This window comes from Microbispora sp. NPDC049633, assembly GCF_040675265.1.
In the GTDB taxonomy this organism is placed as follows: domain Bacteria; phylum Actinomycetota; class Actinomycetes; order Streptosporangiales; family Streptosporangiaceae; genus Microbispora; species Microbispora maris.
The window spans coordinates 1-13,227 of sequence record NZ_JBFAOO010000200.1 but is presented as its reverse complement, the minus strand read 5'-3'; the positions used below and the strand labels follow the sequence as shown (position 1 = coordinate 13,227).

At 71.6% G+C, this 13,227-nt stretch carries 15 protein-coding genes and 1 pseudogene; 10 read left to right on the top strand and 6 right to left on the bottom strand.

The genetic code is table 11. The features are described from left to right. Both AB0J39_RS32850 and AB0J39_RS32845 read left to right on the top strand, forming a co-directional pair. Positions 1-214: pseudogene (locus AB0J39_RS32850) on the top strand (urease subunit alpha); the annotation flags it as partial. A 111-nt stretch (positions 215-325) separates the two neighbouring features. Further along, the gene (locus tag AB0J39_RS32845) at positions 326-751 is read left to right on the top strand and encodes a hypothetical protein (protein WP_363471889.1); all 426 of its coding nucleotides are present in this window, start codon (positions 326-328) and stop codon (positions 749-751) included. Between the two features lie 3 nt (positions 752-754). Here AB0J39_RS32845 and AB0J39_RS32840 read toward each other — a convergent pair whose 3' ends face one another. Then, the gene (locus AB0J39_RS32840; protein ID WP_363471888.1) at positions 755-1,294 is read right to left on the bottom strand and encodes a MarR family transcriptional regulator; all 540 of its coding nucleotides are present in this window, start codon (positions 1,292-1,294) and stop codon (positions 755-757) included. 81 nt (positions 1,295-1,375) lie between these two features. Here AB0J39_RS32840 and AB0J39_RS32835 point away from each other — a divergent pair, with 81 nt between their 5' ends. From AB0J39_RS32835 to AB0J39_RS32825, 3 genes are read left to right on the top strand one after another with little or no spacing between them, the layout of a single operon-like run. Next, positions 1,376-2,557 carry a flavin-dependent oxidoreductase gene (locus AB0J39_RS32835; RefSeq protein ID WP_363471886.1) on the top strand — a complete coding sequence of 394 codons (1,182 nt, stop codon included), beginning with the start codon at positions 1,376-1,378 and terminating at the stop codon, positions 2,555-2,557. Beyond that, complete coding sequence (locus AB0J39_RS32830; RefSeq protein WP_363471884.1) at positions 2,554-3,003, top strand: DUF3237 domain-containing protein; 450 nt, start codon at positions 2,554-2,556, stop codon at positions 3,001-3,003. The genes AB0J39_RS32835 and AB0J39_RS32830 overlap by 4 nt, the downstream gene beginning before the upstream one ends. Before the next feature lie 30 nt (positions 3,004-3,033). After that, positions 3,034-4,626: a CocE/NonD family hydrolase gene (locus AB0J39_RS32825; RefSeq protein ID WP_363471882.1), complete on the top strand. Its 1,593-nt coding sequence runs from the start codon at positions 3,034-3,036 to the stop codon at positions 4,624-4,626. Between the two features lie 93 nt (positions 4,627-4,719). Here AB0J39_RS32825 and AB0J39_RS32820 read toward each other — a convergent pair whose 3' ends face one another. Beyond that, positions 4,720-5,625 carry a hypothetical protein gene (locus tag AB0J39_RS32820; RefSeq protein WP_363471880.1) on the bottom strand — a complete coding sequence of 302 codons (906 nt, stop codon included), beginning with the start codon at positions 5,623-5,625 and terminating at the stop codon, positions 4,720-4,722. A gap of 318 nt (positions 5,626-5,943) precedes the next feature. Next, positions 5,944-8,145, bottom strand: coding sequence for a hypothetical protein (locus AB0J39_RS32815; RefSeq protein WP_363471878.1), 2,202 nt, complete (start codon positions 8,143-8,145; stop codon positions 5,944-5,946). A gap of 95 nt (positions 8,146-8,240) precedes the next feature. Here AB0J39_RS32815 and AB0J39_RS32810 point away from each other — a divergent pair, with 95 nt between their 5' ends. Next, positions 8,241-8,669: a MarR family winged helix-turn-helix transcriptional regulator gene (locus AB0J39_RS32810; RefSeq protein WP_363471877.1), complete on the top strand. Its 429-nt coding sequence runs from the start codon at positions 8,241-8,243 to the stop codon at positions 8,667-8,669. Further along, entirely contained in the window at positions 8,659-9,171 is a 513-nt protein-coding gene (locus AB0J39_RS32805; RefSeq protein WP_363471875.1) for a hypothetical protein, read from the top strand. The genes AB0J39_RS32810 and AB0J39_RS32805 overlap by 11 nt, the downstream gene beginning before the upstream one ends. A 6-nt stretch (positions 9,172-9,177) precedes the next feature. Here AB0J39_RS32805 and AB0J39_RS32800 read toward each other — a convergent pair whose 3' ends face one another. Then, on the bottom strand, positions 9,178-9,714 hold the full coding sequence (locus tag AB0J39_RS32800) for an RNA 2'-phosphotransferase (RefSeq protein ID WP_363471873.1): 537 nt from the start codon (positions 9,712-9,714) through the stop codon (positions 9,178-9,180). 145 nt (positions 9,715-9,859) lie between these two features. On the opposite strand from AB0J39_RS32800, the gene AB0J39_RS32795 reads away from it, so the two are divergent. Both AB0J39_RS32795 and AB0J39_RS32790 read left to right on the top strand, forming a co-directional pair. Continuing rightward, positions 9,860-10,594: a helix-turn-helix domain-containing protein gene (locus AB0J39_RS32795; protein ID WP_363471872.1), complete on the top strand. Its 735-nt coding sequence runs from the start codon at positions 9,860-9,862 to the stop codon at positions 10,592-10,594. Positions 10,595-10,738: 144 nt separating this feature from the next. Next, complete coding sequence (locus AB0J39_RS32790; protein ID WP_363471870.1) at positions 10,739-11,116, top strand: helix-turn-helix transcriptional regulator; 378 nt, start codon at positions 10,739-10,741, stop codon at positions 11,114-11,116. Between the two features lie 3 nt (positions 11,117-11,119). Here AB0J39_RS32790 and AB0J39_RS32785 read toward each other — a convergent pair whose 3' ends face one another. Both AB0J39_RS32785 and AB0J39_RS32780 read right to left on the bottom strand, forming a co-directional pair. Further along, positions 11,120-11,716 (bottom strand): ATP-dependent Clp protease proteolytic subunit, encoded by a 597-nt coding sequence (locus AB0J39_RS32785; protein WP_363471868.1) that lies wholly within the window; start codon positions 11,714-11,716, stop codon positions 11,120-11,122. Beyond that, positions 11,713-12,285, bottom strand: a complete 573-nt coding sequence (locus tag AB0J39_RS32780; RefSeq protein ID WP_363471866.1) for an ATP-dependent Clp protease proteolytic subunit — start codon at positions 12,283-12,285, stop codon at positions 11,713-11,715. Before AB0J39_RS32780 ends, AB0J39_RS32785 begins: the two co-directional genes overlap by 4 nt. A 733-nt stretch (positions 12,286-13,018) precedes the next feature. Between AB0J39_RS32780 and AB0J39_RS32775 the strand changes: the two genes are divergently transcribed. Then, a partial coding sequence (locus AB0J39_RS32775) for a fumarylacetoacetate hydrolase family protein (protein WP_363471865.1) occupies positions 13,019-13,227 on the top strand: 209 nt, incomplete at its 3' end.

Here is a 13,227-nt window from a genome sequence, read left to right as displayed (position 1 = left end):
GTCGGCGCACCGGCCCGGCGACGGCCTGCCCACCCGCCGCGCCCGCGTCGGCGTACGCGGCACCCGGGGCATCGGCCCCGCCGCGATGGTGCGCAACGCCCGCACCGGCGAGGTGCGTGTCGACCCCGGCACCGGGCAGGTGAGCCTCGACGGCGAGCCGCTGAGCTCGCCTCCGGCGCGGTCCGTCTCGCTCAACCGCCTGTGCTTCCTGTGACGGCGCCCTTTCTGACGGCGCCCTTTCCGACGGCCCCCGCCCGGCCGCCGTCAGGCGGGCGGGTATCGTCGCAGGCCGGACGGTATGGACCGAAACGGACGGGAGTCGCCGATGAAGCTCATGAGGGCACGAGAGGTGCCGGGCCGGGTCGCCACGGGCGCGTACATCCTGCACTCCGGCGTGGAGAAGTGGAACGGCGACGAGGAGCAGGCCGCCGGACTCCACGGCATGGCCGCCGCGGCCTTCCCGTTCCTGAAGTCCGTTCCGCCCCGCCGGTTCCTCAAGCTGCTGTCCGCGGCCGAGATCGCGACGGGCGTGGCGCTCCTCGCGCCGGTCGTGCCGGCGGCGGTCGCCGGGGCCGCGCTCACCGGGTTCTCCGGCGGGCTGCTCGCGCTCTACCTGCGCACGCCCGCCCTGCGCAAGCCCGGCAGCATCTGGCCGAGCCAGGCCGGCATCGGCGTCAGCAAGGACGTGTGGATGCTGGGCGTCGGGCTCGGGCTGCTCACCGACGCCGCGAGCCGGCGGCGCGGCGACTGACGATCACAGGTCCGCCGGACGGGCCCGGAGGATGCGCGACAACAGGGCCGTCATCTGCTCGCGCTCGGCGGGACCGAGGCTGGCGAACCACTCCCGCTCCCTGCGACTCTGCTCGGCGAAGGCCTCACGCACGGCGGCCTCGCCCTCCGCGGTGAGCGCGACCACCACCGCGCGGCCGTCCTCCGGCACCGGCCGGCGTTCGACCAGCCCGCCGCGTTCCAGGGTGTTGACGGCGTTGGTCACGGCGGACCGCGACATGGCCGAGATCTCGGCGAGCCGTACGGGCTGGGTCGGGCCGAGCAGCCAGAGCTTGAACATCAGCCGGAACCCGGGCAGCGTCAGGCCGCGCGGGCGGTGGATCCGGGTCTCCAGGTCGGTGACCAGCAGGTAGGCGAGCTGGAGCAGGTGGTAGGCCAGCGCGAACGCCTCGGCGTCGGCCGGAGGCGACATGGCCGCCAGGCGCTCGCGCGCGTACTCGGCGTACCGCAGGTCCGGCGGCACGTCCATGCCGAGGCCGGGCCGGGTGTCGGGCTCGCTGTTCACCCGCCAAGTCTTGCGCAGCCGGACCCGGGGCCGTGAATATTGTTACGGCCGTAACAACTTGTCGCACTCCCGGAGGCACCCGTGCACATCGTCATCGCCGGAGCGGGCATCGGCGGGCTGACCGCCGCGCTGAGCCTGCACGCGGCCGGGTTCGAGGACGTGACCGTGCACGAGGCCGCCCCCGAGCTCCGGCCGCTGGGCGTCGGGATCAACCTCCTCCCCCACGCCGTGCGCGAGCTCACCGAGCTGGGACTGGCCGACCGGCTGGCCGAGATCGGCGTGGCCACGGCCGAACTGGCCTACTTCAACCGGTACGGCACGCCGATCTGGTCCGAGCCTCGTGGCCTGGCCGCGGGCTACGCCTGGCCGCAGTACTCCGTTCACCGGGGGACGCTGCAGATGCTTCTGCTGGAGGCGGTGGTCGAGCGGCTGGGCCCGGACGCCGTACGGACCGGCAGCCGGATCACCGCCCCCGGCGACGAGGACCTGCTGATCGGCGCGGACGGGATCCACTCGGCAGTCCGCGCCCACCTGTACCCCGGCGAGGGCCCGCCGCCGTGGAACGGCCTGGTCCTGTGGCGGGGCGTCACCTACGGCGAGCCGTTCCTGACCGGCCGATCCATGATCATGGCCGGGGACGGCACGCAGAAGTTCGTCGCCTACCCGATCGAGACCGGCGAGCGCACGCTGATCAACTGGATCGCCGAGCGCCCGCTGGACGGCGAGGCCCCGGACCGGGGGAACTGGAACCGCCCGGCCGACCTCGCCGAGATCGGCAGGCACTTCGCCGACTGGCGCTTCGACTGGCTCGACGTGCCGGGGATCATCGCCGGGGCCGAGACCGCGTACGAGTACCCGATGGTGGACCGCGATCCCCTGCCCCGCTGGAACTTCGACGGCGTCACGCTGCTCGGCGACGCGGCGCACGCGATGTATCCGATCGGCTCCAACGGCGCCTCCCAGGCGATCATCGACGCCCGGGTGCTGGCGTACGCCCTCGCGCGCGGCGACCTCGCGGCCTACGAGGAGATGCGCCGCCCGGCCACGACGGCGTTGCAGCTGTCCAACCGGGAGATGGGCCCGGAGGTCGTCATGAAGCTCGCGCACGAGCGCGCGCCCGGCGGGTTCGACGACATCGAGCAGGTCGTGCCCCTCGCCGAACGGGCGGAGATCGCCGCGTCCTACAAGCGCACGGCCGGATTCGACCCCGCCTCGCTCAGCGAACGCCCCTCGTGGAGCGTCGATCGGAGTGCCGTCTCGTGAACCTGGAACCCCTTGCCACGTTCCACGTGGAGCTCGACCCCGTGCTCGACCTCGGCGACTCGCAGTGGGGGCACCGCCGTGTGATCAACATCGTGGGCGGAACCTTCGAGGGTCCCCGCCTGTCGGGCGAGGTGCTGCCCGGCGGGGCCGACTGGCAGGTCGTGCACGCCGACGGCATGATCAGCATCGACACCCGCTACACGCTGCGCACCCACGACGGCGCGTACGTCTACATCACCACCAGCGGAGTCCGGCACGGCACCCCGGAGGTGCTCGGCCGTCTCGCGCGGGGCGAGGACGTGGACCCGGCGGAGTACTACTTCCGGCTGTTCTGCCGCTTCGAGACCGGTGACGATCGATACGTCTGGCTCAACCGCACCCTCGCCGTGGCCTCGGCGGCCCGTGCGGCCGCCGCCGTACGCTACGAGGCCTACGCCCTGACCTGACCTGACCCGACCTGATTCCGGGGAGCCCTCATGCCGAAGCTCGACCGCCCGCCGCTCCCGGTCACCGTCGAGCACGACACCCCCATGCCGATGCGGGACGGCACCGTCCTGCGCGGCACCGTCCACCGCCCTGCGGAGGGCGGTCCGTTCCCCACTCTGCTCGTGCGCACGCCGTACGGCGAGGACTCGCTGCGGACCGCGCCGGTGACGCCCGCGCTGCGGGCCGGGTTCGCGGTGGTGCTGCAGCACTGCCGGGGGCGCGGGAGCAGCGACGGCGAGTTCCGGCCGTGGGTGGACGAGGGCCCCGACGGCCACGACACGATCGCCTGGATCACCGCGCAGCCCTGGTCGAACGGCGAGGTCGTGATGAGCGGCATGTCCTACCTCGCCGGATGCGCGCTGCAGGCGGCGGCGACACGCCCGCCGGGCCTCAAGGCCGTGGTCGCCTCGATGACGCCGCACGACTTCCACGACGGCCTCAAGTATCACGGCGGGGCCTTCGCGCTGGGCTCGGCCCTCAACTGGGGCGCGTTCCAGACGATGCTCGGCCTGCTGCACGCCGCCGAGGCGGGCGAGGACGCCGGCGCGGGACTCGCCGAGGTGCTTCCCGTACTGGGCGACCAGGACACCGCGGCGCGCACCCTGCCGGTGGGCGACATCCCGGGCATCCCCTGGTGGCGCGACTGGACCTCGCACGTGGAGCGCGACGCCTACTGGGAGGACCCGGCCGAGACCCTGCGGCACGACCGCGTCGAGGTGCCCGTCATGCACGTGGCGGGCTGGTTCGACCTGTTCCTCGGCGGGACGCTGGAGAACCACCGCCGCCTGGGCGGCCCTCTCGTCATCGGCCCCTGGTCGCACCTCGCGCCGGGCGCCGCGGGCACCGGCCGGCTGTTCTTCGGCGGCGGCGCCTCCGCCCAGGCGATCCAGTTGGAGCAGCGGGAGCTCGCGTTCCTGAAGGGCGAGGACACGGGCCCCGCCGTGAAGATCTTCGTGATGGGCGACGACGTCTGGCGGGACGAAGAGGCCTGGCCGCTCTCGCGGGCCGTCGAGACGCCCTACCACTTCCATGCCGACGGCCTGCTGTCGCCTGAGCCACCCACGACGCACGAGCCGGCGACCTTCACCTTCGACCCGCGCGATCCGGTGCCCACGGTCGGCGGCCCGACCCTGCTGCCCGACCCCACCAACGTCGGCCCCCAGGACCAGCGCGACGTGGAGCGGCGCCCCGACGTGCTCTGCTACTCGACCGAGGTGCTCGCCTCCGACGTCGAGGTCACCGGCCCGGTGACGGTGACCCTGCACGCGGAGACCTCCGCTGCCTCGACCGACTGGACGGCCAAGCTCGTGGACGTGTATCCCGACGGCCGCGCGATGAGCGTGATCGACGGGATCGTCCGCGTCGCCGCGTCGTCCGGGACCTTCACCATCGACCTGGTCGCCACCAGCCAGGTCTTCAAGGCCGGCCACCGGATCCGGGTGGAGGTCTCCAGCTCCAACTTCCCGCGCTTCGACCGCAACCCCGGCACCGGCCGTGTCGACACGACCGAGGCCGACCTGGTCGTCCAGCACCAGAAGGTCTACCCCGACTCCTACATCACGCTGCCCATCGTCCCCCGCTGACGCCGGTCGTCAGTCCTTCCCGGAGTCCTTTCATCGCCCTGCCATGTCCCCGGGTGCCCGTAAGAGCGGGGGGCACGTCACCGCCGTACGCCGTCAGGAGATGTCGTCGAGCAGCGCGTCAGAGGAGCCGACCGTGGCGGCTGCTCGGAGCCATGCGGCCAGCCGATCGAGGTCGTGACATTTCCGGATCTTCTCGGAAACGTCCTCGGACACCTCGATGCCTCGGGCCGACAGGACCGTCAGGATCGCCTCGGCCTGTCCTTCGGCCTTGCCCTCCGCCTTGCCTTCCGCCTTGCCCCTGGCGATGTTCTCGCGAGCCCAGTCGCTGAGGTACTCATAGGTTTCGGTCTTCAAGTGCTCCTCCAAGTGATCCCAGACCTCTCGAGGCAGCGCCGCACGAACCATGTCAGCGTACATACCCCCCAGGTCACGGTCGAGATTGTGCAGCGCGGCGAACAGGGCGTTGAGGATGTCGGGGCCCTCCGGCGTGGCGGCGTGGTGAATCGCCGAGAGCACCGCGAGTTCGATGTCCTCGGCCGCTTGGCCGGGGTCGGTGATGACGGGCACCTCGTTCGGGCCGGCGACCAGCGGTTTCAACACCAGCCCGGGGTGGCCCAGTTCGATCGGACGGGCGCACCAGCGGGCGACCGACGCTTCGGGGCACACAACCAGCAGAATGACCGGGCATTCGAGGCGGGTGCGCAGGCTGACGAGGTACATCGGCCAGGACCAGATCTTGCCGGGGTCCGGGCCACGCTGGACTTCCACGATCACGGCGAGAACGGGCTGAGGATCGGCCTCCGGCCGTTTACGACGGAACACGATGACCGAGTCGGCGCGACGTTCAGTAGGTGTGACCTGGGTGAGATCGGCCGATTCGAGGCCCGCGTAGTCGTAGTCGGGCAGCTGGACCCGCAGGGACCGGGTAAGCAGGTCGGCGGCGAGGTCGGGTCGTTCGCAGAACAGGCGAACGAGCGCTTCGTGTTCGGCTAGTGCCACGGCGTGACCGTATCCACGCCGAAACGGACGATGAGGTCACTATAACGTTCTGTGATTCTTTCGTTACTCTCCATCACGCCCGGAGACGCCGACTGCTACTGCCGGGCGGGTGAGGAGAGCTTGGAAGCTAGATGTCACCAGCAGGCCCAGGGGCCCACCTGGAATCGAACCAGGCGAGAAGGAAGCTCCCGAATGGCCTCACCCGCCGGAGCGCAAGGAAAGCGGAAGAGCTAGAACCAGCCCGGCGCCCTCACGGGCAGACCGGATCCAAGAAAGGTGAGAAGGAAGCCCTTCCATGGCCTTGCGATCATCAAGATATCAGGCGGGGATCAGCTCGTGCAGGGTCGCGGGCGTATAGACCCGCGCCCCCTCGGGAAGATCGGCGGGCGCCTCGATCCCGATGTACGTGACCTGCCCGCTCCCGGAGGACACGGAGGACCCGGAAGACACAGGGGACACAGGGGACACAGCGGATCTGGCCCGGAGCAGGGCGGCCAGGTAACCGACCTTGAGGTAGTCCCGCTCCATGATCGAGCGCACGAGCAGCGACGTGGTCACCCGGTTGCCCTCCACCTGGTTGAACCCCGGACTGCCGGACAGGTAGAGGTGCAACCACTTCACCCGCCACACGCCGTCCTCCCCCCGCAGGAAGACGAGCGGGAGCGCGACGCGACCGGACCCGCGCAGGTCCGACTTCATCCGGACCGTACGCGGCTCGAACGGCCTGCCCTCCTGCTCGGCGTCCCTGGTCATGTAGCCGAAGAACGCCTCGGCGGCCTCGTCGAACGGCTCCCCCGCGTAGATGTGGACCTGCGGGATGATGATCGGCTTGGTCGCCCCGGCGAGACGCACGTCGATGAACTCCGAGGCGCCGTCGGGCGCCTCGGTGAGGTCGCCCGAATAGGCCGCGAAGCCGTTGGCGTAGGACGTCCACGAGATGTGCACCGGGTCGTCGTAGGCGGCGCCGAGCATGAGCGCGGACAGGTCGTAGTCGGTGCGCCTCTGACGCTGCCGCCAGTGCACGAAGAACCGGAGCAGCTCACCGTCCACGGCCGACAGCGAACCGCGCGGCAGCATCCCGAGCCCGGGCGCGACGGCCTTGCCCGACAGGGGCAGCGCCACGTCGAGTACGGCGGGGTCGACGATCAGCTGACCGGGGTCGGGCAGGCGGCGGCCGATCTCCTCGTCGAGGATGGCGAGCGTCCGGCGCAGTGCCTCCTCGTCGAGCGGAGGGCGCGTGTCGGGCGTCGTCCACGCTCTGCCGTGCCGGTTGGTGAAGACCCGGTCCGCGGGGGCGAGCCGGTTCTGCAGGTGTTCCCGGAGGGAGAGCAGCACGCGGCCGGAGGCGCGGGCGGCCGACCTCTCCGCGGCCTCGAGTACGGCGGAGCCGCCGCCCGTGCGCAGCAGGTGGTCGAGGCGGCGCAGCAGTGCGCCGGGCGTGTGCTCCAGCAGTGAGACGGCTTCCTCCGTACGACCCGCGGTCAGCGCGGCCTCGACCCGGCTGCCGGGGCTCACCGCCTTGCGCACCCCCCTGGCCACGTCGAAGACCTGGGCCGCCCGGGGGAACTGCGGATACTCGTGGGGGTGCAGCCGCTCGCCGAGCCGCTTCCACTGCTCCCGGTGGCGGAGCACGTCCCCCTGCTTGGCGGCCGGGACGGTGTCCAGGGCGGCCAGCAGGATGCGACGTTCGGAGCGGCGGAAGGAGCGCAGCCGTGTGGGGGTGGACAGGGCGACGTCGCCGCCGGAGCAGGCCGCGGCCAGCCGGAGGACGTCCGTCACGGTGTCGACGAGCAGCGGCCGCCCGGCGGCCAGCCGTGCCTCGTTGATCACCGCCCGGTTCTCGCGTACGGGGATGTGCTCGGGCTGGTCGTCGGCCCCGAGGCCGGCCCATGAGTCGGGGCCGGAGTCGGGGCCAGAATCGGGGCCGGAGCCGGCGCAGAAGGCGGCCAGCGCGCGCAGAGCCGCGAGGTCCTCGGCCGCGAGCGGCACCTCGGAGCCGGCCAGCGAGAGGTAGAGCTCCCGCGCTTCGTCGCGCAGGCTCCCGCCCAGCTCCAGCACGGTCACCCGGTCCTTGGCCAGGGGGATCAGCTCGGCGTGCGCGGCCAGCAGGTCGGCGTACGTGTGCTGGTAGCTCCCGTATCGCGGCAGGCCCAGCAGGTTGAGGACGCCCGGCTGGAGCCGGGCGGCGGCGACCGGATCGAGCATCGCCTCGCGCAGCAGCCCCGCCCAGAACTCCAGGGTGTCCGGGACGTTGTCCGGGAAGTCGACGAAGTAGGCGTTGTGTTCGACGTGATCGCCGACCAGACGGCGGACCGCGGCCAGGACGCGCACCCCAAGGTCGATCACCTGCTCGCCGGGCAGCCGGGCCAGGCGGTCGAGCAGCGCCGGCGAGCACGTGAACCCGACACTGAGCAGCGCCGCGTCGAGCTGCCGGGCGGCCACCCCGCCCCAGTCGGACGTCTCGTCCCCCGGGTTGTCGACGGGAACGCGAAGGCGCCGGGCAATGATCAGATCTTCCACGCACGCACGATATAGGGCGTCCGTAGGCCTTTCGCCACCCGAATATCGCGCCACTTGGTTGTGCCATACAACGACTTTGGTTGTATGGTCGAACCATGTCGGAGGAGATGCGCCTGCAGGAGGCCGTGGCGAGGTTCGTTCGCGCCTTCGGCCTGCACCAGCCCGACCGGACTCCCTGCGGGCAGCCCATCCCCGTCTCGGAGGCGCATGCCCTGGGCGAACTGGCCAGGGACGGCGCCCTCCGGCAGAACGACCTCGCCCATCGGCTCCGCCTGGAGAAGAGCACCACCAGCCGCCTGGTCACCCAGCTCATCAAGCGTGGCTGGGCCGAACGCACCCCGACCCCCGACGACGGCCGCGGCGTCCTGGTCCGGCTCACGCCCGACGGCGCCAACGCGGCCGCGCAGCTCGCCCGGGCCAGAGCGGACCGCTTCTCCGCCGTCCTCGGCCGTGTCCCCGAACACGAACGCGCAGCGGTGCTGCGCGCCCTCGGCGTCCTCACGGAGGCGATGGATGAAGCGTGAGCATCGGCGCACCGGGCTGCTCCTGGCCGCTCTGGCGCTGGCAGCGGCCGGCTGCGCACCCCCCGGCCAGGACCACGGGCAGCACCGGGCCTCGGCCGGACGTCAGGCGGAGGTCGCCGCCAAGGGCCGCACGGTGATGCCCTTCGACCTGGACCGCACCACACACCGGTTCGGCAAGACGGCGACCGGCGGCGTGCAGACCGTCACCGCCGACGACCCCTCCGACGTAGGGCAGATCACCCTCATCCGGCAGCATCTCACCGAGGAGGCGGCCGCATTCCGCGAGGGCGACTTCGGCGACCCCGCATCCATCCACGGCGACCACATGCCCGGCCTGCACGACCTTCAGGAAGGGCACGGCCGCATCGACATCCGCTACACCGAGATGCCCGCCGGCGCCCGGATCACCTACACCACCGGTGAGCCCGCTCTGGTGAAGGCGTTGCACGCGTGGTTCGACGCCCAGGTCTCCGACCACGGCCCGCACGCCGAACACGGATGACGGTGCTCACCACCGGATGAAACCCGGCGGGACGTGGTCCACCAGCCAGACGCCGTTGGCGCTCACCCTGAACTCGTGCCCGGCGGTGCGCATCGCCGCCGCGTCCACCACCAGCACGACCGGCTTCCCCCTGCGCGCGCCGACGCGGGTGGCGGTCTCCCGGTCCGGCGACAGGTGGACGTGATGGCGGGCCATCGGCCGCAGGCCCTCGGCGCGGATCGCCTCCACGCTGCGGGCGACCGTGCCGTGATAGAGCAGCGGAGGCGGCTCGACCACCGGCAGGCCGAGGTCGACGCGCACCGAGTGCCCCTGGCTGGCCCGGATCCGATCGCCGTCGATCACGTATCGCCGTTTGTCGTTGCCGGCGACCGCCTGCTCCAGCTCCGCCCGCGAGATCGGGAACCCGTGCGAGGCCGCCGCCGTCAGCAGCGTGTCGACGTCCACCCAGCCGTGCGCGTCGAGTTCGATGCCGATGGCCTCGGGCTGGTGGCGCAGATGCTTGGCGAGGTACTTCGAGACCCGCACCAGCCGCTGCTCGTCCATCACCGTCCGCCACTCCCCGCCGCCTCGCCGCTGAGATCACCCTATGGCGTCGGTCATGATCCTGACATCTGCCGCTTCGCCGGGCTCGGACCGGCCGATCGGGCCACGCCGCCCCATAAGGGATAGCCGGTAGGCTTCGGACCCTATGGACAGCTCGATCTTGGAGAAGGTCCGCGAGCTCCGCGGACAGGGCCGCTCCCCCAAGCAGATCGCCCGCGCGCTGGGCATGGCGCCGGCGGCGGTCGCGCCGTACGTCAGGGCGGTGGCCGAGCAGACCGGCGGGCAGACCGGCGAGCCCGAAGTCGCGGGGTGCTGGATCAACGCCGGCTGGAGCGAGGGACTGGGCGTGCCGGACACGACCGGCTGGGCCGACGACGTCCCGCACGGCCAGGAGACTGCGGGCACGGTCAGCGTGGTGGTGGCCCGCAAGCACGGGTGGGACAAGCTGTCGGTCTGCGCCTACCTCGTCGACGTCTACTGCCTGGGCGTCAAGCACACCCGCGGACCCGACGTGATGAGCGAGGTGGAGCTGCACCGCTTCCTCCCCAAGTGGTTCAGGATCTATGCGCACGGGTGGCGGGAGGCGCCGCTCGACCTGGTCCGGCACCTCGTCTTCGGCGCGGTCGACTACGCGCGCGACCTCGGCTTCGAGCCGGCCACGGACTTGGCCGAGGCGGCCGACCACCTCGGGGCGTGGGAGGACAAGTCGGCCATCGCCTTCGGCAAGGACGGCAGGCCCCTCTACCTCGCGGGCCCGAACGAGGACGTCCGGCACGTGGTGAAGACGCTGGAGCGGAGGGTCGGCCCGCCGCCCAACTTCGACTTCTTCGCTCCCATGCCCGAGACGCAGATCTCCCTGGGCGGCCACAGGCTCGCCTGACGCCGCCGCGGCTGCTCGGCCTCGCCGTACGGCCTGCGGCCGGCTCGCTTTCCGAAGTCGGCAGGACCAGAGCACAGCGGCTTCCGCTCACCTGTCCGCGAACAGACGGCCTGCCGCGCACCGGGACGTGCCAGACTCCGAGGCATGGCAGCTTCGGACCGATCAGTGGTCGTCGACATCCGGACGCGCCGGGCCGCGAAGGAGCGCGCCCCGGGGATCCCCGACGGCGCGGACCCGTTGCTGCGCACGGTCTACGGGGAGATCCTCCGCGACGAGCGGCTCGACCAGGACCGCACGCTCGACGACGTGGCGCGCGCGGTGGGCATGTCCAAGCAGTATCTGTCGGAGGTCGAGCGCGGCCGCAAGGAGCCGTCGTCGGAGATGCTGCATTCGGTGTGTGACGCACTCGGTCTGCCGATCGAGCAGCTGCTCACCCGTGCCGTCCGGCGGATCACGGCGTCGCGCCGGCTCTCGGCGCACAGGCCCTCCGGCACGCCACGGGTGGAGCTGCTGGCGGCGTGAGCGCTACGACGGCTCGCGGGTGAAGAGCAGTTCGTCGGCCAGGCCGTACTCGACGGCCTCCCGGGCGCTGAAGACCCGGTCCCGGACGGTGTCCTCGTGCAGCCGCGCGACGTCCACTCCGGTGTGACGGCTCAGGATCTCCTCGGTCTGCGCGCGCACGCGCATCACCTCGTCCGCCTGCAGAGTGAGGTCGGAGATGGTGCCCTGCCCCTGCGTGAACGGCTGGTGCAGCAGCACGCGGGAGTGGGCGAGCATGAACCGCCGTCCGGGGGCGCCGGCGGCGAACAGCACCGCGGCCGCGGAGGCCGCCTGGCCCATGCAGTACGTCGCGACCTTCGCGCGGATGAACTGCATGGTGTCGTAGATCGCGAGCATCGCGGTCGACGAGCCGCCCGGGGAGTTGATGTACAGGTTGATCTCCTGGTCCTGGCTCTCCGCCTCCAGGTGGAGCAACTGTGCCATCACGACGTTCGCGACGCCGTCGTCGATCTCGGTGCCGAGGAAGATGATCCGCTCGTTGAGCAGCCGGCTGAAGATGTCGAACGACCGCTCCCCCACCGGGGTCTTCTCGACCACGTACGGGATCGTGTACTGGCTCATGACGAGAACCCCATCCGGTTGGGAACGGCGAACGGCGCGAGGCTGTGGAAGGAGCCGACGATCTCGTCGATGATCCCGTAGTCGCGGGCCTGCTCCGGGGTGAACCATCGGTCGCGGTCGCTGTCGGCGGCGATCTCCCCGACCGTGCGTCCCGTCTCGGCGGCGAGGATCTCCTCGGACTGCCGCTTCATGTACTTGAGGTTCTCGGCCTGGATGGAGATGTCGATCGCCGTGCCGCCGATGCCGGCCGACGGCTGGTGCATCATGATGCGGCTGTGCGCGAGGCTCATCCGCTTGCCGTGCGTGCCGGACGCCAGCAGCACCTGGCCCATGCTCGCCGCGAGCCCCAGCGCGACAGTGACGACGTCGTTCGGCACCAGCTTCATCGTGTCGTAGATCGCCAGCCCGGCCAGCACCGACCCTCCCGGCGAATTGATGTACAGGACGATGTCCCGTTCGGAATCCGCCGAGGCCAGCAACACCATCTCGGCGCACACCCGCTCGGCCATCTCGTCGTCGACCTCTCCGGTCAACAGCAGGGTCCGTTGCTGGAACAGTTTCTCGTTCATCCGATCCCGGTAACCAGTGCTCGATGAAACACTCATGGCGCAGTTGTATCCGCGCGGCCCCGCGACCTGTCGGTATGTCTGCCGAGGGCAGACGCGCGGGTCTGGGCGAACGCGGCCGGCGGCGGGTACGCCCTGGTGAGAAGACCTGCCGCTCAGACGGCGGGACGCCCGGCGACCGGACGCGCACCTGACGCGTCGTCGGCCGGTCCGCCCACGCCGAGTTGGAGACGCTAGGAGCTTCGGATATCCGGCCGATCCCGAGCGCGGCCCACGGTGGAAGGGAATCCTGCCGGGCGTCCCCGAGGCGTTCTTCCTCCGGCGCGGCAGGGCGAGCGGGCGATGGTGTTCACCGACCTGTTCACCGTGCTGCTCAGCGTGCTGCTCAGCGGCGACGAGACCGAGGGACACTTCGGAATCCTCACGATGGACGCGCCGAGGGGCCGGCTCATCCCGGGCGAGACGTGGGGACCATTCCCCTGCGTGGTCTTCCTGCACGGCGGCGGATGGCGGGCGGGCGGCCGCCGCTCGATGGGGCCGGCGTTCGAGGGCGCCGGTCCCATGCCGTTCGAGCTGGTCGCGGGGGCGGGCGTCGCCGTGGCGGACCTGCACGTCCACGACGGCCCGGACCACGCCGACCTCGGCCGCCGGCTGCCGCAGGCCCGCCGTACGGACACCGGGCTGCGTCCGGTCTCGGCGGCCGAGCTCGCCCCGCCGGTGGCCGCCGTGGGCCCGGGTGCTCTGCGTCGGGCTCAACTACCGCTCGCACGCGACCCAGGGCGGCTTCGCCCCGCCGCGGCACCCGGCCGTCTCCGGCCGCTGGGCCACCACCCTCACGGTGAGCGGGACCCCCGCCCCGGTGCCGGCCGGCGAGCCCGGCCTCGACTGGGAGGGCGAGGTCGCCGCCGTCGTGGGGCGGCGGCTGACCGACGCCGACGAGGCGAC

Bases quoted from the DNA above. Each gene is read 5' to 3' on its own strand.
- AB0J39_RS32805 (WP_363471875.1), top strand. From the start codon at position 8,659: ATGAAGCGTGAGCATCGGCGCACCGGGCTGCTCCTGGCCGCTCTGGCG.
- AB0J39_RS32785 (WP_363471868.1), bottom strand. From the start codon at position 11,716: ATGAGCCAGTACACGATCCCGTACGTGGTCGAGAAGACCCCGGTGGGG.
- AB0J39_RS32780 (WP_363471866.1), bottom strand. From the start codon at position 12,285: ATGAACGAGAAACTGTTCCAGCAACGGACCCTGCTGTTGACCGGAGAG.
- AB0J39_RS32795 (WP_363471872.1), top strand. From the start codon at position 9,860: ATGGACAGCTCGATCTTGGAGAAGGTCCGCGAGCTCCGCGGACAGGGC.
- AB0J39_RS32810 (WP_363471877.1), top strand. From the start codon at position 8,241: ATGTCGGAGGAGATGCGCCTGCAGGAGGCCGTGGCGAGGTTCGTTCGC.
- AB0J39_RS32825 (WP_363471882.1), top strand. From the start codon at position 3,034: ATGCCGAAGCTCGACCGCCCGCCGCTCCCGGTCACCGTCGAGCACGAC.
- AB0J39_RS32845 (WP_363471889.1), top strand. From the start codon at position 326: ATGAAGCTCATGAGGGCACGAGAGGTGCCGGGCCGGGTCGCCACGGGC.
- AB0J39_RS32800 (WP_363471873.1), bottom strand. From the start codon at position 9,714: ATGGACGAGCAGCGGCTGGTGCGGGTCTCGAAGTACCTCGCCAAGCAT.
- AB0J39_RS32790 (WP_363471870.1), top strand. From the start codon at position 10,739: ATGGCAGCTTCGGACCGATCAGTGGTCGTCGACATCCGGACGCGCCGG.